Source organism: Nonomuraea glycinis (assembly GCF_035920485.1).
Classification (GTDB): Bacteria; Actinomycetota; Actinomycetes; order Streptosporangiales; family Streptosporangiaceae; genus Nonomuraea; species Nonomuraea glycinis.
The window spans coordinates 1,780,500-1,804,903 of record NZ_CP109166.1; the positions used below are offsets into that span (position 1 = coordinate 1,780,500).

Genomic DNA, 24,404 nt, shown 5'->3' on the forward strand with positions numbered 1-24,404 from the left:
AGGGGGTGTCATGACGGCTCCTCGGGTCGTTGGCACCCGGCAAGTCTGCGCCGCCACCCCCTGCTCGGGCAGGCCCGTCGCCCCCCGAACCGTAGGTGAGGCCTGCCCTACCCGGCCGTTCCGCTGGTCCGCAGCCCGCGTGAGGGGGTCCGTTCGTGCAGGCCGAACCGCGCCTCCGGCTCGTGGTCGCCGTCGAGGACGCCGGTCACGTAGGAGGCGAGCTCCGGGGCGTGCTTGAAGCCATGTCCGGAGTCGCCGCCCAGCAGCCACACGCCCGGTGAGACCTCGGCGATGATCCACTCGGTGTCGGTGGTGAGCGCGTACTGGCAGACCTGGCTGAAGAGCACCGGCGCGGACACCAGCGAGGGGAACCGCCGCGCCAGGTAGGCCCTGGCGCCGGCGACGCTGGCCTCGTCCACGGTCCGCTCGCCGTGCTCGGGATCGTACGGCGCGCCCTCGAGGTCGGAGGTGGCCTTCATGCCCACGCCGTCCACGTCACCGTGCCCGTACGCGGCCGCGCCGTGGTCGACCCAGGCGGGCGTGCCGGGGACGGTCCACTCGGCGGGCACCGCGAAGTGCAGTGTGTCCTGCTTGGTCACGGTCAGCGGGACGTCGAACAGCTCGGGCAGCCAGGCGCCGCACGCCCACACCACCCGGTCCGCGGCGAGCACCTCGCCACCGACCCGGACAGCGCTCCGGTACGGCGCGTCGTCGCCGGTCACCGGCACCGCCCGGCCTCTGACCAGGTGTACTCCGGCGGCCTCGGCCAGCCTGGCGGTCACCTGGGTGGCCCGCCGCGCCCTGATCACCCCGGCCTTCGGCTCCCAGAGCAGGAAGCTGAGGTCGTCCCCGCGGAACTCGGGGAAGAACCGGACGCCGTCCGACGGGTCCAGCACCTCACACGGGATATCCAGATTTTTCAGGACCCGGGTGCTATCGCTCTCCCAGCCGTCGGGCGTCCCCGCGAACCACATCATGCCCGCCTCGTGGTACAGCTCCTCCCCCGCCCGCTCGGAGAGCCGCCGCCAGCCGTCCCGCGCCCGCCAGGCCATCCGGGCATACCAGTCCTCCGCGCCGTGCGCGCAGCGCATCAGCCGGGTCTCGCCCGCGCTGGCCTGCCGTACGTGCCCGGGCTTGTGCTGTTCGACCAGCGTCACCTGCCAGCCGCTCTCGGCCAGCCGCAACGCCAGCGATGATCCCCAGATGCCCGCCCCGACCACGACGACCGTCTTCATGGCATTACGGTGACCGAAAAACACCGATTTCCGCAAGGTCAAACGATGATGAGCGTGACCACGACGCCGGCGCAGTTGCCGGCCACGCAGATTCGCATCGGGACCCGGGACACGCCGGGCGCGGTGGGCACGCCGCCGATGTGACCGTCCGGGCCGATGGTGACCCCGGCGGGGACGACCTCGTAGCTGGTCACGGTGAAGGTCGGGATCACGCCGGAGGGGCCGCCGTTCACCTGGATCCGGCCGTCCAGCCGCTGGCCGGCCCGGCCGGGGAAGGTGAGCGTCCCCGGCGACCACGGCACGTTGCGCAGCACCACGAACGTGATCCGCTCCTCCGCGCAGGCCTGGCCGCTGCAGAGCCGGACGGGCACGTTGTAGGTGCCGGTGCGCTCCGGCGTGCCGTACAGTCTGCCGCTCGCGTCCACCCCGACGCCGGGGGCGAGGTCGGTGGCGGCCTGGACGGTGATGCCCTTCTCCAGCGGCATCAGGTTCCGGCTCACCTCGATGCCCTCGGTGACGTAGAAGACGTCCTCCAGCAGCCGGTCGGACGGGCTCGCCTGAGGGGCGCCCCAGGCGAGCCGGATGGCTTTCGTCCCGACGGTCGGCAGAACGGGAAGAAGGGCGCACATGGCCAAACCGGCAACCAGGAGTGTCCACGTTTGCCGCATGTTTACCCCCCGGTGCTTCTGCCCAGCTACGTACCCCTTTAGGCGCTTAGCGTCACCCCCATCTCACGCATAGATAATCGGGGGCATGGTCGCTGAATCCGCCCAGACCCTGGAGCGCGGGCTCCGCCTGCTGAGACTGCTGTCCGACGGGAGGAACGGCCGCACGCCCACCGAGCTGAGCGCCGAGCTGTCGCTGAGCCGCCCGGTGGTCTACCGGCTGCTGACGACGCTGCTCAACGAGGGGTTCGTGCGCCGTGACGCCGAGGGCCGGGTGCATCTCGGCTTCGGGGTGCTCGTGCTGGCGCAGGCCGTACAACCTCTGTTGAGAGCGGCGGCGCTGCCGACGCTGCGGCGGCTGGCCGAGCGGGTGGGCGCGACCGCGCACCTGACCGTCGCGGAGGGTGACGACGGGCTGGCCGTGGCGGTGGTCGAGCCGTCGTGGACCGACATGCACGTGGCCTACCGCGAGGGGTCGCGCCATCCGCTGGCCAAAGGGGCGGCAGGACAGGCGATCCTGGCCCTGCGCGCGGGCCGGGCCGAATATCTCGCGACCGAGGGGCAGTTGCAGGAGGGCGCACGAGGGGTGGCGGCGCCGGTGACGGGGCTGCCCTGGCTGGAGGCCTCGGTCGGGGTGGTGACGTTCGGACCGCTGGAGGAGTCCACGGGCGCGCGGGTCGTCGAGGCCGCGGCCGAACTGGCCGACGCCCTGGGTTGACATGTCCAGGGTGATGACGGACCGTTGTCACACATAGAGGACGAAAGCGTCCGCTATACGGACGGCTTGTGGAGGGGTAGATGCCGTACTACCGCGTCGTGGGAGAGGTGCCGCGCAAGCGCCACATCCAGTTCAGGCGGCCCGACGGCGGGCTCTACGCCGAGGAGCTGATGGGCGAGGAAGGCTTCTCGTCGGACGCCTCGCTGCTCTACCACCGTCATCTGCCCACCGCGATCGTCAAGGCCGAGGCCGTCACGGCCACGGCCGACACGCGGCTGGAGCCCAACCTGCCGCTGTCGCCCCGCCACTTCCGCACCCAGGCCCTGTCCAGCGCGGGCGACCTGGTGTCCGGGCGGATCCTGCTGGCGGGCAACGCGGACGTCCGCTTGTCGTACGCCACCAGCGACCGGCCCAGCGAGCTCTACCGCAACTCCATGGGCGACGAGTGCGTGTACGTCCAGGCAGGCCGGGTCCGGTTCGAGTCCACGTACGGGGTGATCGAGGCGGGGCCCGGCGACTACGTCGTCATCCCGACCGGCACCATCCACCGCTGGGTGCCCGACGGGCAGGTCAACGTGCTGGCCATCGAGGCGTCCGGGCACATCAGGCCGCCCAAGCGCTATCTGTCGCAGTACGGCCAGTTCCTGGAGCACGCCCCCTACAGCGAGCGCGACCTGCGCGCCCCCACCGAGCCGCTGACCGTCGAGGGGGCGGAGGTGCCGGTGCTGGTACGCACCCGGGGCGGGCTGACCAGGCTCGTCTACCGCGATCATCCCTTCGACGTGGTCGGCTGGGACGGCTGCCTCTACCCGTACGCGTTCAACATCGACGACTTCGAGCCCCTGGTGAAGAGGACGCACGCGCCGCCGCCGGTCCACCAGACGTTCGAAGGGCCCGGCTTCGTGGTGTGCTCCTTCTGCCCGCGCCCGCTCGACTTCCACCCGGACTCCGTACCGATCCCTTACAACCATCACAACGTGGACTCCGACGAGTTCATGTTCTACGTGGGCGGCGACTACTCCGCGCGCAAGGGTTCGGGCATCGACGTCGGCTCGATCTCCCTGCATCCGGCCGGCTTCACGCACGGGCCGCAGCCCGGCGCGGTCGAGGCGGTCATCGACGCCGTCGCCAAGGGCGTCACCACCACCAGCGAGATGGCGGTGATGGTGGACACCTTCCGCCCGCTCGACCTCGGTCAGGGCGCACTGTCCTGCGAGGACCCCGGTTATGCCTGGACGTGGTCACGATGACGCACACTTCGCCGACGTTCTTCACCGCTCTGGTCGACGACGCGGGCCTGTTCCCGCCGACGTCGCTGCACATGTCCGAGGCCCTAGGCCGCCACGAGCGCGACCAGGAGCGCGGCACCCGGATGCTCACCCACCGCTTCCTGTGCCCGACCAGCCGCCTGGACGCCCTGCGCCGCGAGTCGTTCAGGCCCCGGCGGATCGGGCTGATCGTCGACACCGAGGAGATTCCTCCGTTCGACGACCTGCCGGTGGACTTCGTCGAGGTGCGGCTGAACGACGACCTCAGCCTCGATCGGACCGCCCGCGAACTGCGCGAGACGCTGCCGCCCGACGTGCGGCTGTTCGTCGAGGTGCTGCCCAGGAAGCACTTCTCGGACGTGCCCAAGGGGGTGGAGCTGAAGGTCCGCTGCGGCGGGACGGAGGCCCATGACTTCCCGCAGGCCGAGCAGCTCGCCGGGTTCATCCGGTTCTGCGCGGACAACGACATCCCGTTCAAGGCCACCGCCGGGCTGCACCGCGCCGTCCGCCACTTCGACCCCACGCTCGGCGTGGACCGGCACGGCTTCCTCAACCTGCTGCTCGCGGTCTGCGAGGCCGTCGAGCACCGCGACCCGGCGCCCGTCCTGCGCTCCACTGACGTGGGACATCTCGTACGGATGGCGCGCGCCGTGCCCGAGGAGACCGCCGAACGGGCGCGTCACCTGCTGGTGAGCTACGGCTCGTGCAGCACCGTGACGCCCATCGAGGACATGCTCGCCCTGGGACTGATCGAGGAGGACGCGTGAGCTGGGGATTGGACAACCTGCCGTACGGGGTCTTCTCCCCGCAGGGCGAGCGGCCGAGGGTGGGCGTGCGCTACGGCGACAAGGTGCTCGACCTGGCCGCCGCCCTGCACGACGAGGTGTTCGCCGCCCCGACGCTCAACCCGTTCATGGCCCGGGGGCACACCGCTTGGCGCGACACCAGGGCGCTCATCCAGAACAAGCTCGCCAGCGACCTGACCGTCACCGAGCCGCACCTGATCCCGCTCGACCGGGTACGGCTGCACATGCCGTTCGAGGTCGCCGACTACGTCGACTTCTACTGCTCGCTGGAGCATGCGAGCAACCTCGGCCGGATCTTCCGGCCGGACGCCGAGCCGCTGCTGCCCAACTGGCGTCACCTGCCCGTCGGCTACCACGGCCGGGCGGGCACCGTGGTGCCCTCCGGCACGCCGGTCAGCCGGCCGCACGGCCAGCTCGGCGCGGGCGTGTTCGGCCCGACCGCCAAGCTGGACATCGAGGCCGAGCTGGGGTTCGTGGTGGGCGTGCCGTCCGAGCAGGGCTCGGCCGCGGGCGCGTTCGAGGAGCACGTCTTCGGGGTGACGCTGGTCAACGACTGGAGCGCGCGCGACATCCAGGGCTGGGAGTACGTGCCGCTCGGGCCGTTCCTGGGCAAGTCGTTCGCCACCTCGATCTCGCCGTGGATCACCCCACTGGAGGCGCTGCCCAGAGTCCCCGGCCGGGCGCAGGACCCGGCGCCGCTGGACTACCTGCGCCGGCGGGACGACTGGGGACTCGACGTCACCCTGGAGGTGTCGATCAACGGCGAGGTCGTCTCCCGGCCGCCGTACCGGGGCATGTACTGGACGCCGGACCAGATGCTCGCCCACCTGACCGTGAACGGCGCCTCGCTGCGCACCGGCGACCTGTTCGCCAGCGGCACGGTCTCCGGCGAGCAGCGCGAGGAGCGGGGCTCGCTCATCGAGCTCACCTGGAACGGCACCGACCCGATCAAGCTGGCCAACGGCGACACCAGGACATTCCTGGAGAACGGCGACACCGTGACCATCCGCGCCACCGCGGGCGAGATCAGCTTGGGGGAAGTTTCCGGAACCATCGGATAAGTGACTCCGGGTGCCTGACGCATGACACACCGCTACCCTTGAGGGTCCCGTAACCCAGGAGAGCACAGGAGTGTCATGCTGCGGCGCGCCGCGACGATCTGCCTGGCCGCCCTGCTCACCCTCGGCGGCTGCGGCACCCCGGACCCTCCGCCGCGCCCGCCCGTGGTCCACGTCTTCCCGCCTTTCGACACCAAACGGGCCCTGCCCGAACAGCGGATCGTGGTCAGGGCGCAGGGCGGCACGCTCAGTCAGGTCCTCGCCTACACCTCCGGCGCTTCCGTGCCTGGCACGCTCGACGCCACCCGCACCGCCTGGCGCTCCGACTGGACGCTCAAGCCGGGCTCCGAATACACGATCACCGCCACCGCGAAAGGCTCGGGCGGCCCGGCGACGGTCGCCATGGGGCGGTTCCGCACCCGGCCGGCCGAGCGCACCTTCGGCCTGGCCGCCATCGCGCCGCTGCCCGGTGAGACCGTGGGCGTCGGCATGCCGATCATCCTCGACTTCGACACCCCGGTGCACCCCAAGGCCGCCGTCGAGCGGGCGCTGGAGGTCAGGACGACGCCTCCCGTCGAAGGGGCCTGGCGGTGGACGAGCGACACCCGGGCGGTCTACCGCACCCGGCGGTTCTGGCCCGCCAGGCGGAAGGTCACGGTCACCGCCCACCTGGCCGGCGTCCGCCTCGCCCCCGGCGTCTACGGGGCCGCCGACCAGACGTTCGGCTTCACCGTGGGGCGCGAGCAGATCTCCGAGGTCGACGCGGCGACCCACCGGATGGCCGTCCGCCGCGACGGCCGCACGGTGCAGGACATGGCCATCAGCGCCGGCACGGCCAGCACCCGCGAATACACCACCACCAGCGGCATTCACCTGACCATGGACAAGGGCGACCCGGTGCGCATGATCTCGCCCGGCCGCTCGAAGGGCGATCCGGGCTTCTACGACGTCATGATCGACCACGCCGTCCGCATCTCCGACAGCGGCGAGTACGTGCACGCCAAGGACAACGTGTGGGCCCAGGGCAGGGCGAACGTCAGCCACGGCTGCATCAACGCCCGGCCGGACCAGGCGGCCTGGTTCTACGCCAACTCGCTGCGCGGCGACCCGGTGACGATCACCGGGACCACCCGCGAGCTCGCATGGCAGAACGGCTGGGGTTACTGGCAGTTGCCGTGGGACGAATGGCGTAGTGAAAGCGCCCTCTTTTCCGAGGCCTCGAAGCCATCACAGGGCCTGCCATAAGGGTAAATCCAGCATTACGGTGGGGGGAGGGGGGAACGGTCTCGCGTTCTGGACCGTTGTTCCTTATAGGAGGCGGAGCATGGATGCATGGATCATCTGGATAATCCTCGCAGTCGTCCTCGGCGTGGCCGAGATCTTCACGCTCACCGCCGCCGTCGGGCTTCTCGGGATCGCCTCGCTCCTGACCGCGGCGAGTGCCGCCATCGGGCTCCCGGTGCCGCTGCAGCTCCTCGTGTTCGCCTTGTCATCCACGGCGGGGCTGGTCGTCATCCGGCCCATCGCCGCGCGCCACATCCGCCAGCCGCAACTGCGTCGCTTCGGAGTGGAAGCCCTCGTCGGCAAGCCCGCCTACGTGCTGGCCGAAGTCACCGGCCGGGACGGCAGAATTCGCCTCGCCGGCGAGGAATGGTCCGCGCGCGCATATGACGAGACCCTTGTGATCCCCACTGGCGCCACCGTCGACGTCATCGAGATCGACGGAGCGACCGCCCTCGTATATCCCCGGGAGTGACCCATGGATCCGTTGTTGATAGTCGGGCTGTTCATCATCCTTTTTGCGGTTTTCACCGTTCTGAAAGCCGTGCGTATCGTGCCGCAGGCCCGAGCCCGTAACGTCGAGCGGCTCGGCCGCTACAACCGGACGCTCAAGCCCGGCCTGAACTTCGTCATCCCGTACGTCGACCGCGTCTATTCCATGATCGACCTGCGTGAGCAGGTCGTGTCCTTCCGTCCCCAGCCGGTCATCACCGAGGACAACCTGGTCGTCGAGATCGACACCGTCCTCTACTTCCAGGTCACCGACCCGCGGGCCGCGGCGTACGAGATCGCGAACTACATCCAGGCGGTCGAGCAGCTGACCGTCACCACGCTGCGTAACGTCGTCGGCTCCATGGACCTGGAGAAGACGCTGACCTCCCGCGACACCATCAACAGCCAGTTGCGCGGCGTGCTCGACGAGGCCACCGGCAAGTGGGGCCTGCGCGTCAACCGGGTCGAGATCAAGGCCATCGACCCGCCCAAGTCCATCAAGGACGCGATGGAGAAGCAGATGCGGGCCGAGCGCGACAAGCGGGCCGCGATCCTCAACGCCGAAGGCCAGCGCCAGTCGCAGATCCTGACCGCCGAGGGTGACAAGCAGAGCCAGATCCTGCGGGCCGAGGGCGCCCGGTCGGCCGCCATCCTGGAGGCCGAAGGCGAGTCCCGCGCCATCGACCAGGTCTTCCAGGCGGTCCACCGCAACGACCCCGATCCCAAGCTGCTCGCCTACCAGTATCTCCAAGTGCTGCCGCAGCTCGCCAAGGGCGACAACAACACCTTCTGGGTCATCCCCAGCGAGGTCACCTCGGCCCTGCAGGGCGTCTCCAAGGCGTTCACCGAGGCCCTGCCTACGGTCGCCGCCCGCCAGGAGGTGTCCGCGGACTCCGCGGCGATCGAGGAGGAGATCGCCAAGGCCACCGAAGCGGCCGCCGAGGCCGTCGCCGACGCCCAGGAGGCCGAGAGCCCGAAGGGCCCCCGCCAACTCACCAAGGGCGTCCCCGACCCGTCCCCCTTCCCCGACCTGGACCGGGAACACCGCGAGTCAGGCCGCTGACCCACTGACCCGCCGGTCGGCTGACCCGCTGGGAGGGTGCCCGCCGTGGCCAGTCCGCGGCGGGCACCCTCTTTGTCCTGCATCTGCCAGGGGCAGGTCCCAGGTGCTGTCCGCGCGACAAGCACGCCACCGAACGGCCGGTCCGCATGCCCTCGCCGGCCCTTTCAGGCGACTTCGAGCAGTCGGCGCACCTCACTCTCCCGGTGCAGGCTCCGCGCCCGGCACGCGAGCTTGACGGCCGCGTCCGCCAGCGCGAGACTCCGATCCACCTGGGGGATGTCGTCCCCCATCTCGGTGCGCAACCAATCAGAGACCTCCGCCCAGGAGTAGACGCTGATGTTGTCAGCCTCGATGACCGGCTCAGGAAACCCCCCAGGACCCCGCTGCCCGGCGGCCAACTGCCTCAAGCTGGCCTGCGTGCGCCCCCCATGCCGCCTCGCCGCGTCCCCCAGCGTCACCCCGTCACCCTGACCGACGCCAACGGCCCACAAGCCTTCGACCTCCCTGATCTGGACGAGCACGCTGAGGATGGCTTCCATCAGGTCGTCAGCCTCGCGGTCACACATGAGCCAACTGCTGCCGTCACGGCTCTCCACAACCGCGCAGTCGTCCAGACCGGCTTCGTAGAGGGCGTCAATCTCATCATCGGTAGGATCCCGGTTCAATGTGACCTGGAAAGTCCAGTCGACGATCTCGTCTTTCTCACCGACCATGTTCTAACCCTGCAACAGGCTGGGACGGCTAGGACGCCGTTTCCAAGCCTGGAGCGCCCACTGGTGTGGAGTCGGTCAGTGCTGGCCGTGGGCGAAGTACGCCGCCAGGTCCGGGTCCAGGGGTGGGACGTCGTACGGCATCCCGCCGTCGCGCAGGGACATGGTGGCCATGTAACCGGCGGCGACGCTCATGCGGGCGGCCACCGGGGAGGTGTCCGTGACGCCGCCCTCTCTGACGAAGCGGCGGAACTCGGCGATGATCTCCAGGTCGGCGCCGCCGTGGCTGCCGGTGGCCCGGGGGACCTGGTAGGCGATGTCGCTGTCGGCTCGGTAGTCGCTCGGGCCGGTGTTCCAGACCTTGACGGTGTCGCCCGGGCCGTCGCCGAAGTTCTCCAGCCGCCCCTCGGTGCCGATGACCGTGTAGTTGCGCACATAGTCCGGGGAGAAGTGACACTGCTGGTAGGCGGCGATGACGCCGTTGTCCAGCCGCATGTTCATCACCGAGACGTCCTCGACGTCGACGACGTCGTTGAGGTCCCGGCGGGCGGTGGGCGGCCAGTCGAAGTCGCGCAGCCAGCCTTCGGGCCGGGGCGTGCCGGGCTCCCGGCGCGGCAGGTCGCCATAGAGCATCAGGTCGCCCAGGGCGTTGACCCGGGTGGTGTAGCCGCCCGCGAGCCAGTGGATGACGTCGAGGTCGTGCGCGGCCTTCTGCAGGAGCAGGCCGGTGGTACGGGTGCGGTCGGCGTGCCAGTCCTTGAAGTAGTAGTCGCCGCCGTAGGAGACGAAGTGCCGCACCCAGACGGTCTTCGGCACGCCGATGTCGCCTCTGGCGATGATGTCGCGCATCAGCCGGACGACGCCCATGTGCCGCATGTTGTGGCCGACGTACAGCCTGGTGCCGGTCGCGCGGGCGGCGCGCAGCACGTTGTCGCAGCCGTCCACGGTGATGGCGAGCGGCTTCTCCAGGTAGACGGCCTTGCCGGCCTGGAGGCAGTCGATCGCGACGCGCTCGTGGGTGTCGTCCGGCGTCATCACGATGACCGCGTCGAGGTCGTCGCGGCCGAGCAGCTCCCGGTAGTCGAGCGTGGTCGCGGGCTCGCCGAAGAGCGGCGCCTGCGCCTTGAGCACCGCCGGGTCCACGTCGCAGACGGCGGCCACCACCGAGCCCCGGCCGGGCTGGTGTGCGGCCAGGGCGAGGCTGGTGCGCAGGCCAAGGCCGACGACTCCGAAACGCAGGTCTTCCACGGGTATCCTCTCCATCCTGTACGGCATCCGTACGAAACTACTCGTTACCTGGCGCGACCCCCCGCGTGAAGCTGAGCTGTGGGGGCACTTAAGAATCCCTCGATGGACACGGCGGGGGCACGGCGGGCACAGTGCGTAAGGTTCGAACTGGGGGGATGCACGCGATGAAAGCGCTGGTCAAGGAGCGGGCCGAGCCAGGTCTGTGGCTGGTCGACGTACCGGAGCCCGTTCTGGGGCCGGGCGAGGTGAAAATCAGAGTGCTACGCACCGGCATATGCGGCACAGACCTGCATATCCGGAAATTTGATGACTGGGCGCGGCAAACGCTGACGCTTCCGCTCATCGTGGGACATGAGTTCTCCGGGCATGTGGTCGAGGTGGCCGACGGCGTCGAGGACATCGCTGTGGGCGACCTGGTCAGCGGCGAGGGCCACCTCGTCTGCGGCAAGTGCCGCAACTGCATGGCCGGCCGCCGCCACCTGTGCCGCAACACCATCGGCCTGGGCGTGCACCGCGACGGCGCGTTCGCCGAATACCTGACCCTGCCCGCCACGAACGTCTGGGTGCACCGGACCCTGGTCCATCCCGACGTGGCGGCCATCTTCGACCCGTTCGGCAACGCCGTGCACACCGCGCTGTCGTTCCCCCTGGTCGGCGAGGACGTGCTGATCACCGGGGCGGGCCCGATCGGGCTGATGGCGGCCGCCGTGGCCACCCACGTGGGCGCCCGCAACGTGGCGATCACCGACGTCAGCGACGAACGCCTCAACCTGGCCACCAAGCTCGGCGTCTCCCTGGCGCTGAACGTCTCCCGCGACACCCTCGCCGAGGGCATGCGCCGCCTCAACATGCACGAGGGCTTCGACGTCGGGCTGGAGATGTCCGGCAACCCGGCCGCCCTGCGCGACATGATCGCGAACATGACCCACGGCGGCAAGATCGCCATGCTCGGCCTGCCCGCGGCGGACTTCGCCGTCGACTGGTCCACGGTCGTCACCTCCATGCTCACCATCAAGGGCATCTACGGCCGGGAGATGTACGAGACCTGGTACAACATGTCGGTCCTGCTGGAGAAGGGGCTCGACCTCTCCCCCGTGATCACCGACCGGTTCTCCTACGAGGACTTCGACACCGCCTTCGACACCGCCGCGAGTGGACGTACCGGCAAGGTCATTCTGGATTGGAGCGCTTGATGTTCACGAACGTGCGCGATCAGCTGCGTGCGACGCTGGATGAGATCACCGAGGCCGGGCTGCACAAGCCCGAGCGGGTGATCACCACCCCGCAGAGCTCGTCGGTCGGCGTCGCCGGGCGCGAAGTGCTGAACTTCTGCGCCAACAACTACCTCGGCCTGGCCGACAACCCGGAGGTCGTCGAGGCCGCCAAGCGGGCGCTGGACCAGTGGGGGTTCGGCATGGCCTCCGTACGGTTCATCTGCGGCACCCAGGAGGTGCACAAGGAGCTCGAAGCCCGCCTGTCGGACTTCCTGGGCATGGAGGACACCGTCCTCTACAGCTCCTGCTTCGACGCCAACGGCGGCGTCTTCGAGACACTGCTCGACGCGCAGGACGCGGTCATCTCCGACGCGCTCAACCACGCGAGCATCATCGACGGCATCCGGCTGTCCAAGGCCCGGCGGTTCCGCTACGCCAACCGGGACATGGCCGAGCTGGAGGCCCGGCTGAAGGAGGCCTCTGACGCCCGGCGCCGCCTGATCGTCACCGACGGCGTCTTCTCCATGGACGGCTACCTCGCGCCGCTGGCCGACATCTGCGACCTGGCCGAGCGCTACGACGCCATGGTCATGGTCGACGACTCGCACGCCGTCGGCTTCGTCGGCCCGACCGGCCGGGGCACCCCCGAGCTGCACGGCGTCACCGACCGGATCGACATCATCACCGGCACCCTCGGCAAGGCGCTGGGCGGCGCCAGCGGCGGCTACGTGTCGGCCCGCGCGGAGATCTGCGAGCTGCTGCGCCAGCGCTCGCGCCCCTACCTGTTCTCCAACTCGCTGGCCCCCGTCATCGCCTCCGCCTCGCTGCGCATCCTCGACCTGCTGGAGACCTCCAGCGAGGCCCGCGAGCGGCTGCGCGCCAACACCGAGCGCTTCCGCGCCAAGATGACCGAGGCCGGTTTCGACATCCTGCCGGGCGACCATCCGATCGTCCCGGTGATGATCGGCGAGGCCGCCGTGGCGGGCGCCATGGCCGAGCGCCTGCTGGAGCTGGGCGTCTACGTGATCGGCTTCTCCTACCCGGTGGTGCCGCACGGCCAGGCCCGCATCCGCGTCCAGCTCTCCGCCGCGCACTCCACCGAGGACGTCGACCACGCCGTGTCCGCCTTCATCCAGGCCCGCGCCGACCGGCTCTGACCCACCGGCACGGCGGCCGGCTCGGAGGGCTGGATAAGCTCGCCGCGTGATAGATACGCGGCGGCTGCGCACGCTGCGCGCGGTGGCCGACCATGGCACGGTGACCGCCGCGGCCGCCGCCCTGCACCTCACCCCGTCGGCGGTGTCCCAGCAGCTCGTCGCGCTGGAGCACGAGGTGGGCCACCGGCTGTTCGTCCGCGACGGCCGGGGCGTCCGCCTCACCGCCGTCGGCAAGATCATGCTCGGCCACACCAACGAGGTCCTCGCCCAGCTCGAACGCGCCGAGGCCGAGGTCGCCGCCTACAGCTCCGGCGAGGCGGGCGAGGTGACCGTGGCCTGCTTCGCCACCGCGATCAGCGCCGTGCTCTCCCCCGCGATCACCTCGCTGCGCGCCGCCGCTCCCGGCCTTCAGGTACGGGTACGCGACGCCGAGGGGGACCAGAGCCTGACCATGCTGCTCGACGGCGAGGCCGACGTCGCGATCGCGGTGGAATACCGGGGCGGCCCCGACATCACCGACCGCCGCCTGCATCGCCTGCCGTTGTACGCCGAGCCGTTCGACCTGGTGCTGCCCGAAGGCCACGCCCTGGCCGCCGCCCCGCTGTCGGCCTTCGGCGAGCAGACCTGGATCGGCCCCTACCCGGGCAACCCCGTGCACGACGTGATCGCCTTCGCCTGCGAGCAGGCGGGCTTCACCCCCCGCTTCGCGCACTGCTCCGACGACTTCCGCGCGGTGGTCGCCCTGGTCGGCGCAGGCGCGGGCGTGGCACTGGTCCCCCGGCTCGCGCTGCGGGACATGGCACTGTCCGGCGTGACGGTGTCCGGCGTGACGGTGTCCGACGTGACGGTGTCCGACGTGACGGTGTCCAGCGTGACGGCGCCCGGCGTGACGGTTCACCACGTGCCCGGACCCGAGCGCCGCGTCTTCGCCGCCGTCCGCCGGGGCGCGGACTCCCACCCTCTGCTGCGCCCCCTGCTCGACACCCTCCGCGAGCTCGCCGGCTCCCTGGGGACGAGTGACGCATCCGGCAGAACCGGTGAAACCGTACTCGACGGCTACGCCCGCGCGATCCCGATGACCTCGGCGAACCGGTCGTAACGGGTCAGCTCCTCATCCACCGGCCCGAGCACGTACTCCTGCCCCACCTGACCGATCGCCTCGTGCAGCGCCTTCGCGGCCCGGCGCGCCCGGCGGCGGCCCCCCAGCCACGCGGCCAGCCGCGCCAGCAGCGCGACCAGCACCCCGGCCAGCGCGCCGCCGGCCAGCAGCACGGTGGGCCAGGGCAGCTCCCCCGCCGTCGGCAGCGGGGGCTGCGGCAGGCGCAGGTAGTCCATCCCGAGCAGCACGCCCAGCCAGCCGGCCCCCGCCACCATGGTGGCGAACAGCAGCCACTGCAGCACGTTCACCGCCCGCCACCAGCGCGGCCTCCGGGTCTCCCGGAGGGAGGTCCGGCCGACGGCCCGATCCACCGCGTCGGGCAGCTCCGCCTCCCGCGAGCGCGCCGCCCGCCGCACGGCAGCGCCCCACGCCTGCGGCAGGTCCGTCGCCGCCGCCTCGCCGACGTCCCTGATCGCCGTCTCCACCTGCGCCCGCTGTACGGCGGAGGCGGCCGGGAGCGAGGTGTGCCCCACCGGCTCCCGCTCGGCGGCCACCCCGATCCGCAGCCTGCGCAACGGATCGGGCCGGAACCGGCGCACCCACCGGGTGACGGGCCACCCGGTGGCGATGACGGCCCGGTGCCGGTGCCCCTTGCGCACGGCCGCCACGACGAGCGGCACCCCGGCGGCCTTGGACAGCGCCGCCGTCAGCGGCCGATCCAACCGCCCGGCGCCCTGCCCCTCCGCCACTCGTACCAACTCCACCCGCCCGGCGCCCTGCCCATCCACCCGTACCAGCTCTGACCGCCCGGCGCCCATCCCATCCGTCACCCGTACCAGCTCCACAGACCCGTCGGCGGACGCTGCCGCCAGGTGGTCGGCGGCGGTGATGACGTCGGCGGCCAGGCGGGCCGACCAGGACCGCCGCTCACTCACCCGGTTCGCCAGCAGGACGCGCAACTCGGCCAGGCCCGCGCCGGTACGGGCCGAGACCCCGACGATGGGCACCCCCGTCAGCCCGTCCTCGTCGAGCAGCCGCCGCAGGTCGCCCAGGCACCGCGCGACGGCGGCCTCGGGCAGTCGGTCGATCTGGTTGAGCACCACCACCATCACGTCCTGGTGCCCGGCCAGCGGCCGCAGATAGCGTTCGTGCACGGCGGCGTCGGCGTACTTCTGCGGATCCAGCACCCACACCAGCAGGTCGACCAGCTCCACCAGCCGGTCCACCTCCAGCCGGTGCGCGAGCCGGATGGAGTCATGGTCGGGCAGGTCGAGCAGGACCAGCCCGGACAGGTCACCGGAGGAGGCCGAGTGCCGGCGGGGCACCTCCAGCCAGTCGAGCAGCGGACCGGCCCCCTCCCCGTCCCACAGCGCCGCCTGGGCGGTCGCCGTGGTGGGCCGGGTGACGCCGACGGCCGAGAGCTCCTCCCCGGCCAGCACGTTGAACAGCGACGACTTCCCGCTGCCGGTGGCCCCGGCGAGCGCCGCCACGGTGTGCTCCACCGACAGCCGGCGCCGTATCCCCGCCCGCTCGGTCACTGTCCGCGCCGCGGCCACCGCCTCCCCGGGCAGCCGCCCCTCCCCCAGCTCGACCGCCTCCGTCAGCGCGGCCAGCCGCGAGTCCAGCGACGGCCCCTTCTTACGGCGCAGCAGCTTCATGACGACCCGCCCTCGGGCAGCTCCGCCTGGTGGGTGCGGACCGATCGGGCGGACGCCCGCAGCATGGCGGCCGTGTCCGGCGGCGGCTGGACGGTCTCCAGCAACGTGGTGTAGCGGACCGCCTCCTCCTCCATCAGCCCCCGCACCCGCTCCCGTAGGTCCTCCCGGGCCGCCACGGTGAGCGTCCGCACCGCCTGGTCGCCGAACACCGCCTCCAGCAGCTTCTGCGACAGCACGCTGGTGCCGCCCGCGATGCCCACCTCGATCCCGGTCAGCCCGCCGGTGGAGGCGAAGACGGCCAGCATCAGCAGCACCCCGGCCCCGTTCACGCCGAAGGACGCCAGCCGCGCCGCCGACCGCCGGGACGCCCCTTCCTCCCGTACGAGATCGAGCACGTACTCCTGCCAGCCCCGTACCGTCGCCTCGGCCCGCTTGCCGAGGTCCGGGGAGGCGCGGCCGAGTCGGGCCCGTTCGACGGCGCCGACGCGGTCGAGCAGGCCGGGCCCGCCCGGCGCGGCGGACCAGCCGTCGAGGGCGCGTTCGGCGGCGCTGTCGGCCGCGCCCCTGATCAGCGCCTCGACGCCGGACTCCAGCGCGTCGCGCAGCTGGGTGCCGGGCGCCTGCCCGGTGAAGAAGCCGACCACCCGGTCACGCAGCCGGCCGACCCGGCTCTCCAGTGAGCGCATCAGGTCGCCGGTGCCGATGAAATCCTGCCAGCGGGCCAGCACCTCGCCCCGCAACAGCGACCCGTCGCGCATGCCCTCGTCGAAGTCGGCCATCGCGCCCGCGTACGCGGCGGTCACGATGGCGTGCAGCCCGGCGAAGGCGCTCTCCTGCCGCTCGACCGCGTCGGCCAGCGCCGGCACCCGGACGGCCAGGCTGTCGAGCGTGCCGGACAGCGTCTGGCGTACCACCCGGGAGCGTTCGGCGGCGTCGGCGGCGAGCCCGGTGAGCCAGTCGGCGATGGGCGCCACCGCCTCGGCGGGCAGCCGGGCCTTCTCGCTGGGCAGCGCGGCCTCCGGCACGGCGAACAGGCGGGTGCCGTCGAGGCCGTTGTCGACCAGGAGGCGTTCGAGGTCGCGGGTGACGGGCCCGGCGGCCTCCGGCGGCACCCGATCGAGCACCAGGGCGAGCGCGGTGCTGCGCTCGCGGGCCGAGCGCAGGAAGCTCCACGGCACCTCGTCGGCGTAGCGGGCGGCGGTGGTGACGAACAGCCACAGGTCGGCCGCGGCGAGGAGCTGCGCGGCCAGCTCCCGGTTGGCGGTCACCACGGAGTCGATGTCGGGCGCGTCGAGCAGCGCCAGCCCGCTGCCGAGCGCTTCGGCCGTCACCACCCGCAGCGCTCCCACACCGGCGCCGGTGGCGCGGGACAGGCCGGGCAGCACGTTCGGGCCCATGAACCAGTCGTGGTCGGCGGGGCTCACCACCAGCGTGGGCACCAGCGTGGTGGGGCGCAGCACGCCTGGCTCGGCGACGTCGGCGCCGACCAGCGAGTTGACCAGCGTGGACTTGCCCGCACCGGTGGATCCGCCGACGACGGCGAGCAGCGGCGCGTCGATGGCGCGCAGCCGGGGCAGCAGGTAGTCGTCGAGCTGCCCGGTCAGCTCCTTGAGCGCGCGCCGGTCGGCGGCGGCCTCCCCGACGGCCAGCGGGAACAGCTCCCGATCCAGCGGCCGGCGCAGTCCTTCGAGCGCGCCCAACAGGTCCATACGGTCAAGCTAGCCCGCAGGAGGCTCCCTTAACACGTAACCGACGCTGCGCAACGTGTGAATGAGTCGCGGCTCCACGTCGTCGACCTTGCGCCGCAGGTAGGACACGTACGATTCGACCACGCCGGCGTCGCCGCCGAAGTCGTAGTTCCAGACGTGGTCGAGGATCTGCGCCTTGGACAGCACCCGCCCGGCGTTGGCCATGAAATAGTGCAGCAGCTTGAACTCGGTCGGCGACAGCCGCACCTGCCGCCCGGCGCGCCACACCTCGCGCGCCTCCTCGTCCAGCTCCAGGTCCGCCACCTTCAGCTTGCTCGCGGGCGCGCCCTCCGCTCTGGTACGGCGCAGCACCGCGCGAATCCTGGCCTGGACCTCCTCCAGGCTGAACGGCTTGGTGACGTAGTCGTCGCCCACCCGCAGCCCGGCGATCTTGTCCTCGGTGGCGTCGCGGGCGGTCAGGAACAGCACCGGCGCGTCGATGAGCCTGGCCACCTCGAACCCGTCCAGGTCCGGCAGCATGACGTCCAGCACGACCAGATCGGGCCCGGTCCGCCGAGCCACCTCGACGGCCTCGTGCCCGTCGGCGGCGGTGACCACCTCGAACCCGGAGAAGCGCAGGCTGGCGGAGAGCAGGTCTCGAATACTGGGCTCGTCGTCCACCACCATGATCAGCGCCTCGGGTTCGGTCACGTACCCAGCGTGACAAAGCCACCTGAGGAATTGCTGAACGACTAATCCAAAGCGAGTGGGAGTTCTACTCGGAACGTCGCCCCTTCGCCCACCGCGCTCCGCGCCCGTACGGTCCCGCTGTGCGCCCGTACCAGCGCCTGCACGATGGCCAGGCCGAGCCCGCTGCCCCGGTCCTCGCCCGACCGGCGGCGGGAGCGGGCCGAGTCGGCCCGGTAGAAGCGCTCGAAGACCCGCTCGACCTGGTCGGGGGTGAGGCCGGGCCCCTTGTCCGCCACTTCGAGGAAGACCGTCTCGTCGTCGGCCCCCACCCGGACGGTGATAGGAGTTCCCTCCTCGGTGTGGACGAGGGCGTTGGACATGAGGTTGCCGACGACCTGGCGCAGCCGTACCTCGTCACCGGAGACGATCAGGGCGGCGCCGCCCACGACGTCCAGCCCGATCTCGCGGGACGGCGCGAGGATCCGCGCGTCCTGCACGGCGTCGGCCGCCAGCGCCAGCATGTCCACCGGGCGCATCTTCAACGGCCTGGCCTGGTCCACCTGGGCGAGCAGCAGCAGGTCGTCGACCAGCAGGCCCATCCTGCCGGCGGCGCTCTCCACCCGCAGCATCAGCTCGGCGGCGTCGGCGTTCGGGTTCTGCCGGGCGTACTCGGCGAAGCCGCGGATCGAGGTGAGCGGGGTGCGCAGCTCGTGCGAGGCGTCGGTGACGAACTGGCGCATCCGGTCCTCCGACCTCCGGGCCGCCTCCTCGGACGCCGAGCGGGCCGCGAACGCGCTCTCGATCTGGGCCAGCATCCCGTTCAGCGCGCCGGCCAACCGGCCCACCTCGGTGCGCGGGTCGCCGTCCGGCACCCGGCGTCCCAGCTCACCGGCGGCGATGGTGCCGGCCGTGTGCTCGATCTCCGCCAGCGGCCGCATGCTGCGCCGTACGATCGTGACGCCCACGACGGCGAGGATGAGCACGATGCCGCCGCCGCCCAGGAGCTCGATGAGGACGAGCCGCCAGGTGATCTCGTTGACCTCTTCCAGATCCGTGGCGACCACGAAGGTGCCCTGCGGCGTCGTGGTCTCCTTCACCCGCCAGGCGCCGCCGCCGTTGACGGCCGGCGCGGTGTAGATGCCCGGGCCGGGCGAGTCCTCCAGCACCGGCTTGGGCTTGATGTCGACGTCCCGGTCGCCCTGCGTCGGGGTGAGGCGGCCGGCGGCGTCCTTCATCAGCACGATCGTGTCGGACTCGATGAGCAGCGCCTTGTCGGGCAGTTTCCGGCCCGCCATGCGCCGCTGCTCATCGTTGATCAGCCGTTTGGTCACCCGTACGGACACGAGGTTGACCTGGCTGTCGACGCGGTCGAGCAGGTAGCCGTTCAGGACCGAGACGCTGACCAGGCCGATGAAGCTCATGCCGAGCCCGAGCAGCGCCAGCATCGACGCCATGAGCTTGACCCTGAGCGGGAGGCCGCTCAACCTCGCCATTACACGCCCGGTGGGAGCCGCAGGACGTAGCCGACGCCGCGCAGCGTGTGGATGAGCCGGGGACTGCGGTTGTCGATCTTACGGCGGAGCACGGAGACGTAGGACTCGACGATGCCGACCTCGCCCCGGAAGTCGTAGTCCCAGACGTGGTCGAGGATCTGCGGCTTGGACAGCACCCGGCCCGCGTTCGTCATGAAGTAGCGCAGCAGCTTGAACTCGGTCGGCGACAGGGCGATCGCGTGGCCGCCCCGCCACACCTCGTGGCTCTCCTCGTCCAATTCGATGTCGGCGAAGGTCAGCCTGGGCGGCGGCGGCTGCGTCTCGCCGCTGGTGCGCCGGAGCACCGCGTGGATCCTGGCGACGACCTCCTCCAGGCTGAACGGCTTGGTCACGTAGTCGTCACCGCCGATCGTGAGGCCGCGGATCTTGTCCTCGGTCTCGTCGCGGGCGGTCAGGAACACCACGGGGGTACGGATGCCGCCGCCGCGCATCCGCCGGACGATCTCGAAGCCGTCCAGGTCGGGCAGCATGACGTCGAGGACGACGAGGTCCGGCCGCTGCCGCTGGACGGAGGCCACGGCGTCCACGCCGCTCTTGGCGGTGCACACGTCGAAGCCCGCGAACCTGAGGCTCGCGGCGAGGAGTTCGAGAATGTTCTGGTCATCTTCGACGATCAGGAGTCGCGCTTCCATCACCATCAAGGATGCACTCATCGGACGGGTGCTGGGACAATTCCGGCGATGTGCCGGGCGATGGCCAAGCTGGACGTGGCCGCCGGTGAGGGGGCGTTGCGCACCAGAACCACTCTGCCCTGGACGTCCACCGCGAAGTCGTCGACCAGCCCGCCGTCCCTCGCGACGGCCTGCGCGCGCACGCCGCCCTCGGCGCGCCGCAGGTCGGCGGCGGTGAGCTCGGGTACGTAGCGGCGCGCGGCGTCGAGGAAGGCGCCCTTGACCAGCGAGCCGTAGACCTCCTTGACGCCGGTACGCCAGTGCCGCCGGGCCATGCGGAGGGTGCCGGGCCAGCGGACAATTGCCGGAAAATTACTGAAATTTCGCCATTTATAGCCTTCGTAGGCGGTGGCGAGCACCGCGTTCGGGCCCACCAGCACCTCGCCGTCGAGGTGCCTGGTCAGATGGACGCCCAGGAACGGATAGCGCGGATCGGGCACCGGATAGATCAGCCCCCGCACCAGCTCCCTGGCTGCTCCTTCGAGCGCGTAATACTCACCCCTGAACGGCACGATCCGCACATCCCCCGGCATCCCGGCCATCCTGGCGACGGCATCGGTGCCCAGACCCGCGCAGACCACCAGCCGGTCGAAGCCGTACCGCCGCCGCCCCGCCACCACCTCGACCCCGCCGGCGCTCTCCCTGACGCCCTGCACCGGATGCTCCAGCCGTACAGAACCACCGAGCTCTTCCACGTCGAGTGCGAGCCGGCGCGCGACCGCCGGGAAGTCGGTGATCGCCGTGCGCGGCGAGTGAAGCGCGCCGACGCCGACCGCGTGCGGCTCGATCTCGCGCAGCCCCAGCCCGTCGAGCTCGGCGAGATCCGGCACGCCGTTGGCCCTGGCCCGCTCGGCCAGCGCGGCCAGTAGCGGCCGCTCGGCCCGCGTGCTCGCCACCACCAGCTTGCCGACCTCGTCGTACGGCAGCGCGTGCTGGGCGCAGTAGGCCTTGAGCAGGGCCACGCCCTCGCGGCAGAGCCTGGCCTTGAGCGAGCCGGGCGGGTAGTAGATGCCCGCGTGCACGACGCCGCTGTTGTGGCCGGTCTGGTGCGCGCCGACGCGGTCCTCCTTCTCCAGCACGGTGACCTCGGCGCCCCGCGTCACAGCCAGCTCCCGGGCGACCGCCAGGCCGACGATCCCGGCCCCCACGACCCCGATCTTCTCCGTCACCAGGCCAGTGTGCCCCCGCATTCAGCCCTCGACCACCGCAAGGCCTCCCAAAGCGGCGGCTTCCACCACTGACCTCCATCTGGGCCGGGTGAATCGAACATGAGTACGATGGATTCATGTACGTCCCGCCAGAATGGCCCGCGGAGGTCCGGCCACCCAGCGTCCCCGACTGGGAGACCTCGGCCGTGGCCTGGCTGCTCGACGCGGTGCCCCCGGACTACCGAGCCTACGAGGTGCTCAGGCGGCACCCCATCGCCCTGGCCCGGATGGCGAACCACCACGTCAACGCCGCCATCGAAGCGGCCCGCACCGGCTACCGAAGGGCGGCGGTCGACCTCAAGGGCCACCTTCCACCGCACGCCATCGAGGCGGTCCTGGACACCTACCGGGAGGAGGGGCCCCGGCTGGTGCGGCTGTCCCGCTCCATCGCCGCGGTCGAGCAGGCCTTGCGCGGCGACATGTTCACCGCCACCATGCGCCGCCCGTGACTCTGCCCTCCGCCACTCATTTCAAGTTTGATTTCATCCTTGAATTAACCTAGGCTCGGCCCTCCCAAGTAGCGCCGCACTGACAGGAGAGTGACCGTGAAGCTCGGCATCATGCTGCCCGTGTCGGGGGTCCACGCCTCACCGGCGAACATCACGACCATCGCCCAAGCCGCCGAGAGGATCGGCTACGACTCGATCACGACCTACGAACGCCTGTTGCGCCCGATGGCACCGGCGATGCCCGGCCCCGACGGCACCCTGGAGCGGCTCCCCGACATCTACCGCACCACCTTCGAGCCGCTACAGACGTTGAGTCATGTGGCGGCGCTCACCAGCCGCATCGCTCTGAGCACCAACATCATCAACCCGCTGTTCCACCCGCCGGTCGTACTGGCCCGCAGGCTGGCGACGCTCGACCAGTTCAGCGGTGGCCGCGTCCTCGCCGGTTTCGGACAGGGCTGGTTGCCTCAGGAGTTCGCCACCGCGGGCGTGCCCATGAAGCGGCGCGGCGCCGGCTTCGACGAGGTCATCGCGGCGATACGGGCTTGCTGGGGACCCGACCCCGTGGAGTACGAGGGCCGCTTTTACACGATCGAAGCCTCCGAGATCAACCCGAAGCCCGTTCGCGGCGACATCCCGATCACCGTCGGCGCGAACGCCGACAGCGGCATCGACCGGGCCGCCCGCATCGCCGATGGCATCACGCCGATAGCCTGGGCCCTGGACGGAGCGACCGCGCAGGCCAAGCGCTTCTGGGAAACCGCTGAGCGCCTCGGACGAGACCCGGCCGCGCTCACGGTGACGGCACAGACCAACCACCCCATGGAGCCCAAGCCGGTCAGCGGGGACCGCCCGTTCCTCCGCGGCGCCCCACGGCAGCTCGCCGACGACATCGAGCAACTGCGGGAGCGTGGGTTCGCCGGGGTTCTGTTCGCGTCCCCGCCGCCCGACGAGATCGCCACGCAGATCGAGATGCTCGAGGAGCTCCGTTCCCTGGTGCCCGCAGGGTGAGCGAATGGTCCGGCCTGCCTGGGCGGATAGGATCGGGCGCATGGAGGGTCAGGACGAACCGCGTTGGCTGTCGCCGGATGAGCGTGACGCCTGGATCTCCCTGGCCTGGTTGATGATCAAGCTGCCGGGCGAGTTCGACGCCCAGCTCCAGCGCGACAGCGGCATCTCCCTCTTCGAATACCTGGTGCTCTCCGCCCTGTCCATGTCGCCCGACCAGTGCATGCGGATGAGCGACCTGGCCCAGCACGTGAACGGCTCCGTCTCCCGGCTGTCCAACGTGGCGAAGCGCCTGGAGCAGCGCGGCTGGATCGCACGAGCGCCCTCCACCGGGAACGGCCGCTACATCGAGGCGACACTCACCGAGGCGGGCATGGCCGTGCTCCACCAAGCCGCCTCCGGCCACGTCGAGACGGTGCGGCGGTACGTCTTCGACGCGCTCGGCGCCGATCAGGTGACCGGGCTGCGTGACATCGGCCGCCAGATCGCGGCCCAGGTCGAACGCGACCGCACCGGGTCACCCTCGGCGGGACGAACCCTGCGACAGCCCTGACCTCACGCACCATCGCGGGCCGGGAGATGCCCGGGGATCCGGCCTGGCCGACAGTGTGGTCGGGAATTGCTCAGGTGGGCTCGCGAGCCCACACGCCAACCACGTTCTCTCCGTGGTCGCACTCAACCTGATCCGGCTGGTGGCCGAGCTGGGTCGCCAGGTCGTCGGGGGTTGCGCCGATCAGGGCGTAGAGGTAGCCCTGGGCGAACTGGTCGGGGGTGGGCACGCGCTTCCTGACCGCCGCTACCCCCCAGCGCAGGGGGTGGATGTGCCACTCCCTGCCGTACCTCGTTTCGAGGTCTTCGCAGGTCATGGCTGGTAGCCGGGGATCAGCGCGGCGGCCTTGGCCGGGGAGCCACCGGGGATCAGCATGATGCTGTCGGGGAAGATCGCACCCTCTTGGCCGCTCTGGGCGACTTCCACGATGTACGCACCCGAACGCGGCGCTATGCGTACGGTGGCGACGCGCCATCCTTGCGGGGAGAAGACCAGCAACTCCGGCGGATAGCGGACCAGAGAACTCGTCGGCGGCAATGGCCACGTCGAGGACCTGAGCGAAAGCTTGAGCCATTCGACCACCCGGCTACGCATTCCGCACCCGGTCAGCAGCTCGCGCAGAGCGGCCAGCGCCTTGTCATGCTGCTCTGCGACGACATCGCCGATCGACTCGCGGGCAGAGTCCATCCGGACGCATTCGGCCATTTTATCCAGCGGTTTGCAGAACATCCTATTTCACCGACCCTGTTCACGTATTAATCGAGAGTCGCGCCGCAACAGAAACTGACAGCTTCTGGTTCTGTTGCGCGGAGCGGCACTTCCGTTTCCCGGGACTGGTTACAAGAATGCCCACGACCAGCTACCTTCGGAACTGGCAAACTACAACACCATCGAACGATTCCGTTCCCTTACTGT

At 70.7% G+C, this 24,404-nt stretch carries 25 protein-coding genes; 13 read left to right on the forward strand and 12 right to left on the reverse strand.

Features of this window, described 5'->3' with window-relative positions:
* Window positions 1–107: 107 nt before the first annotated feature.
* Both OHA68_RS08215 and OHA68_RS08220 read right to left on the reverse strand, forming a co-directional pair.
* Window positions 108–1,235, reverse strand: a complete 1,128-nt coding sequence (locus tag OHA68_RS08215) for an NAD(P)/FAD-dependent oxidoreductase (RefSeq protein WP_327107077.1) — start codon at window positions 1,233–1,235, stop codon at window positions 108–110.
* A 38-nt stretch (window positions 1,236–1,273) separates the two neighbouring features.
* Window positions 1,274–1,864: a hypothetical protein gene (locus tag OHA68_RS08220; RefSeq protein WP_327107078.1), complete on the reverse strand. Its 591-nt coding sequence runs from the start codon at window positions 1,862–1,864 to the stop codon at window positions 1,274–1,276.
* Window positions 1,865–1,988: 124 nt separating this feature from the next.
* On the opposite strand from OHA68_RS08220, the gene OHA68_RS08225 reads away from it, so the two are divergent.
* The 7 genes from OHA68_RS08225 (at window position 1,989) to OHA68_RS08255 (ending at window position 8,586) form a co-directional block, all read left to right on the forward strand.
* Complete coding sequence (locus OHA68_RS08225) at window positions 1,989–2,618, forward strand: helix-turn-helix domain-containing protein (RefSeq protein WP_327107079.1); 630 nt, start codon at window positions 1,989–1,991, stop codon at window positions 2,616–2,618.
* Window positions 2,619–2,698: 80 nt separating this feature from the next.
* On the forward strand, window positions 2,699–3,868 hold the full coding sequence (locus OHA68_RS08230) for a homogentisate 1,2-dioxygenase (protein WP_327107080.1): 1,170 nt from the start codon (window positions 2,699–2,701) through the stop codon (window positions 3,866–3,868).
* A complete protein-coding gene (locus tag OHA68_RS08235; protein ID WP_327107081.1) occupies window positions 3,865–4,653 on the forward strand; it encodes a hypothetical protein in 789 nt (262 codons plus the stop codon). The genes OHA68_RS08230 and OHA68_RS08235 overlap by 4 nt, the downstream gene beginning before the upstream one ends.
* On the forward strand, window positions 4,650–5,753 hold the full coding sequence (gene fahA, locus OHA68_RS08240) for a fumarylacetoacetase (protein ID WP_327107082.1): 1,104 nt from the start codon (window positions 4,650–4,652) through the stop codon (window positions 5,751–5,753). The genes OHA68_RS08235 and fahA overlap by 4 nt, the downstream gene beginning before the upstream one ends.
* A 75-nt stretch (window positions 5,754–5,828) precedes the next feature.
* Window positions 5,829–6,995, forward strand: coding sequence for a L,D-transpeptidase (locus tag OHA68_RS08245; protein WP_327107083.1), 1,167 nt, complete (start codon window positions 5,829–5,831; stop codon window positions 6,993–6,995).
* A 79-nt stretch (window positions 6,996–7,074) separates the two neighbouring features.
* Window positions 7,075–7,506 carry an NfeD family protein gene (locus OHA68_RS08250; protein WP_189144207.1) on the forward strand — a complete coding sequence of 144 codons (432 nt, stop codon included), beginning with the start codon at window positions 7,075–7,077 and terminating at the stop codon, window positions 7,504–7,506.
* 3 nt (window positions 7,507–7,509) lie between these two features.
* The gene (locus tag OHA68_RS08255) at window positions 7,510–8,586 is read left to right on the forward strand and encodes an SPFH domain-containing protein (RefSeq protein ID WP_189144206.1); all 1,077 of its coding nucleotides are present in this window, start codon (window positions 7,510–7,512) and stop codon (window positions 8,584–8,586) included.
* Between the two features lie 164 nt (window positions 8,587–8,750).
* On the opposite strand, the gene OHA68_RS08260 is transcribed toward OHA68_RS08255, so the two are convergent.
* Together OHA68_RS08260 and OHA68_RS08265 are read right to left on the reverse strand one after the other, a co-directional pair.
* Entirely contained in the window at window positions 8,751–9,299 is a 549-nt protein-coding gene (locus OHA68_RS08260) for a hypothetical protein (protein WP_327107084.1), read from the reverse strand.
* 75 nt (window positions 9,300–9,374) lie between these two features.
* Window positions 9,375–10,544: a Gfo/Idh/MocA family protein gene (locus OHA68_RS08265; protein ID WP_327107085.1), complete on the reverse strand. Its 1,170-nt coding sequence runs from the start codon at window positions 10,542–10,544 to the stop codon at window positions 9,375–9,377.
* A gap of 164 nt (window positions 10,545–10,708) precedes the next feature.
* Between OHA68_RS08265 and tdh the strand changes: the two genes are divergently transcribed.
* Genes tdh through OHA68_RS08280 form a run of 3 tightly spaced genes read left to right on the forward strand, consistent with a single transcriptional unit; the run spans window position 10,709 to window position 14,014 of the window.
* Window positions 10,709–11,737, forward strand: coding sequence for an L-threonine 3-dehydrogenase (gene tdh / locus OHA68_RS08270; RefSeq protein ID WP_327109476.1), 1,029 nt, complete (start codon window positions 10,709–10,711; stop codon window positions 11,735–11,737).
* A complete protein-coding gene (locus OHA68_RS08275) occupies window positions 11,737–12,915 on the forward strand; it encodes a glycine C-acetyltransferase (RefSeq protein ID WP_327107086.1) in 1,179 nt (392 codons plus the stop codon). Before tdh ends, OHA68_RS08275 begins: the two co-directional genes overlap by 1 nt.
* 46 nt (window positions 12,916–12,961) lie before the next feature.
* Entirely contained in the window at window positions 12,962–14,014 is a 1,053-nt protein-coding gene (locus OHA68_RS08280) for a LysR family transcriptional regulator (protein WP_327107087.1), read from the forward strand.
* Here OHA68_RS08280 and OHA68_RS08285 read toward each other — a convergent pair.
* From OHA68_RS08285 to lhgO, 6 genes are all read right to left on the reverse strand, one after another.
* A complete protein-coding gene (locus OHA68_RS08285; protein WP_327107088.1) occupies window positions 13,972–15,672 on the reverse strand; it encodes a YfjP family GTPase in 1,701 nt (566 codons plus the stop codon). The genes OHA68_RS08280 and OHA68_RS08285 overlap by 43 nt on opposite strands.
* Complete coding sequence (locus OHA68_RS08290) at window positions 15,669–17,381, reverse strand: GTPase domain-containing protein (RefSeq protein WP_327107089.1); 1,713 nt, start codon at window positions 17,379–17,381, stop codon at window positions 15,669–15,671. The genes OHA68_RS08285 and OHA68_RS08290 overlap by 4 nt, the downstream gene beginning before the upstream one ends.
* A 9-nt stretch (window positions 17,382–17,390) precedes the next feature.
* Window positions 17,391–18,047, reverse strand: a complete 657-nt coding sequence (locus OHA68_RS08295; RefSeq protein WP_327109477.1) for a response regulator transcription factor — start codon at window positions 18,045–18,047, stop codon at window positions 17,391–17,393.
* Between the two features lie 65 nt (window positions 18,048–18,112).
* Entirely contained in the window at window positions 18,113–19,543 is a 1,431-nt protein-coding gene (locus tag OHA68_RS08300; protein WP_407674429.1) for a sensor histidine kinase, read from the reverse strand.
* Window positions 19,543–20,241, reverse strand: a complete 699-nt coding sequence (locus tag OHA68_RS08305) for a response regulator transcription factor (RefSeq protein ID WP_225278150.1) — start codon at window positions 20,239–20,241, stop codon at window positions 19,543–19,545. Before OHA68_RS08305 ends, OHA68_RS08300 begins: the two co-directional genes overlap by 1 nt.
* A gap of 11 nt (window positions 20,242–20,252) precedes the next feature.
* Complete coding sequence (gene lhgO, locus OHA68_RS08310; RefSeq protein WP_327107091.1) at window positions 20,253–21,464, reverse strand: L-2-hydroxyglutarate oxidase; 1,212 nt, start codon at window positions 21,462–21,464, stop codon at window positions 20,253–20,255.
* A 95-nt stretch (window positions 21,465–21,559) separates the two neighbouring features.
* Here lhgO and OHA68_RS08315 point away from each other — a divergent pair, with 95 nt between their 5' ends.
* The 3 genes from OHA68_RS08315 to OHA68_RS08325 all read left to right on the forward strand — a co-directional run bounded on the left by OHA68_RS08315 (window position 21,560) and on the right by OHA68_RS08325 (window position 23,492).
* Window positions 21,560–21,931, forward strand: coding sequence for a hypothetical protein (locus OHA68_RS08315; protein WP_327107092.1), 372 nt, complete (start codon window positions 21,560–21,562; stop codon window positions 21,929–21,931).
* A 96-nt stretch (window positions 21,932–22,027) separates the two neighbouring features.
* A complete protein-coding gene (locus OHA68_RS08320; RefSeq protein ID WP_327107093.1) occupies window positions 22,028–22,942 on the forward strand; it encodes a TIGR03619 family F420-dependent LLM class oxidoreductase in 915 nt (304 codons plus the stop codon).
* Between the two features lie 40 nt (window positions 22,943–22,982).
* Entirely contained in the window at window positions 22,983–23,492 is a 510-nt protein-coding gene (locus OHA68_RS08325; RefSeq protein ID WP_327107094.1) for a MarR family winged helix-turn-helix transcriptional regulator, read from the forward strand.
* A 70-nt stretch (window positions 23,493–23,562) separates the two neighbouring features.
* Here OHA68_RS08325 and OHA68_RS08330 read toward each other — a convergent pair whose 3' ends face one another.
* Window positions 23,563–23,805 carry a hypothetical protein gene (locus OHA68_RS08330; RefSeq protein WP_327107095.1) on the reverse strand — a complete coding sequence of 81 codons (243 nt, stop codon included), beginning with the start codon at window positions 23,803–23,805 and terminating at the stop codon, window positions 23,563–23,565.
* Window positions 23,802–24,218 carry a hypothetical protein gene (locus OHA68_RS08335; RefSeq protein ID WP_327107096.1) on the reverse strand — a complete coding sequence of 139 codons (417 nt, stop codon included), beginning with the start codon at window positions 24,216–24,218 and terminating at the stop codon, window positions 23,802–23,804. The genes OHA68_RS08330 and OHA68_RS08335 overlap by 4 nt, the downstream gene beginning before the upstream one ends.
* Window positions 24,219–24,404 lie beyond the last annotated feature (186 nt).

Bases quoted from the DNA above. Each gene is read 5' to 3' on its own strand.
- OHA68_RS08215 (WP_327107077.1), bottom strand. From the start codon at position 1,235: ATGAAGACGGTCGTCGTGGTCGGGGCGGGCATCTGGGGATCATCGCTG.
- OHA68_RS08220 (WP_327107078.1), bottom strand. From the start codon at position 1,864: ATGTGCGCCCTTCTTCCCGTTCTGCCGACCGTCGGGACGAAAGCCATC.
- OHA68_RS08225 (WP_327107079.1), top strand. From the start codon at position 1,989: ATGGTCGCTGAATCCGCCCAGACCCTGGAGCGCGGGCTCCGCCTGCTG.
- OHA68_RS08230 (WP_327107080.1), top strand. From the start codon at position 2,699: ATGCCGTACTACCGCGTCGTGGGAGAGGTGCCGCGCAAGCGCCACATC.
- OHA68_RS08235 (WP_327107081.1), top strand. From the start codon at position 3,865: ATGACGCACACTTCGCCGACGTTCTTCACCGCTCTGGTCGACGACGCG.
- OHA68_RS08245 (WP_327107083.1), top strand. From the start codon at position 5,829: ATGCTGCGGCGCGCCGCGACGATCTGCCTGGCCGCCCTGCTCACCCTC.
- OHA68_RS08250 (WP_189144207.1), top strand. From the start codon at position 7,075: ATGGATGCATGGATCATCTGGATAATCCTCGCAGTCGTCCTCGGCGTG.
- OHA68_RS08255 (WP_189144206.1), top strand. From the start codon at position 7,510: ATGGATCCGTTGTTGATAGTCGGGCTGTTCATCATCCTTTTTGCGGTT.
- OHA68_RS08260 (WP_327107084.1), bottom strand. From the start codon at position 9,299: ATGGTCGGTGAGAAAGACGAGATCGTCGACTGGACTTTCCAGGTCACA.
- tdh (WP_327109476.1), top strand. From the start codon at position 10,709: ATGAAAGCGCTGGTCAAGGAGCGGGCCGAGCCAGGTCTGTGGCTGGTC.
- OHA68_RS08275 (WP_327107086.1), top strand. From the start codon at position 11,737: ATGTTCACGAACGTGCGCGATCAGCTGCGTGCGACGCTGGATGAGATC.
- OHA68_RS08285 (WP_327107088.1), bottom strand. From the start codon at position 15,672: ATGAAGCTGCTGCGCCGTAAGAAGGGGCCGTCGCTGGACTCGCGGCTG.
- OHA68_RS08290 (WP_327107089.1), bottom strand. From the start codon at position 17,381: ATGGACCTGTTGGGCGCGCTCGAAGGACTGCGCCGGCCGCTGGATCGG.
- OHA68_RS08295 (WP_327109477.1), bottom strand. From the start codon at position 18,047: ATGGTGGTGGACGACGAGCCCAGTATTCGAGACCTGCTCTCCGCCAGC.
- OHA68_RS08300 (WP_407674429.1), bottom strand. From the start codon at position 19,543: ATGGCGAGGTTGAGCGGCCTCCCGCTCAGGGTCAAGCTCATGGCGTCG.
- OHA68_RS08305 (WP_225278150.1), bottom strand. From the start codon at position 20,241: ATGGTGATGGAAGCGCGACTCCTGATCGTCGAAGATGACCAGAACATT.
- lhgO (WP_327107091.1), bottom strand. From the start codon at position 21,464: ATGCGGGGGCACACTGGCCTGGTGACGGAGAAGATCGGGGTCGTGGGG.
- OHA68_RS08315 (WP_327107092.1), top strand. From the start codon at position 21,560: ATGTACGTCCCGCCAGAATGGCCCGCGGAGGTCCGGCCACCCAGCGTC.
- OHA68_RS08325 (WP_327107094.1), top strand. From the start codon at position 22,983: ATGGAGGGTCAGGACGAACCGCGTTGGCTGTCGCCGGATGAGCGTGAC.
- OHA68_RS08330 (WP_327107095.1), bottom strand. From the start codon at position 23,805: ATGACCTGCGAAGACCTCGAAACGAGGTACGGCAGGGAGTGGCACATC.
- OHA68_RS08335 (WP_327107096.1), bottom strand. From the start codon at position 24,218: ATGTTCTGCAAACCGCTGGATAAAATGGCCGAATGCGTCCGGATGGAC.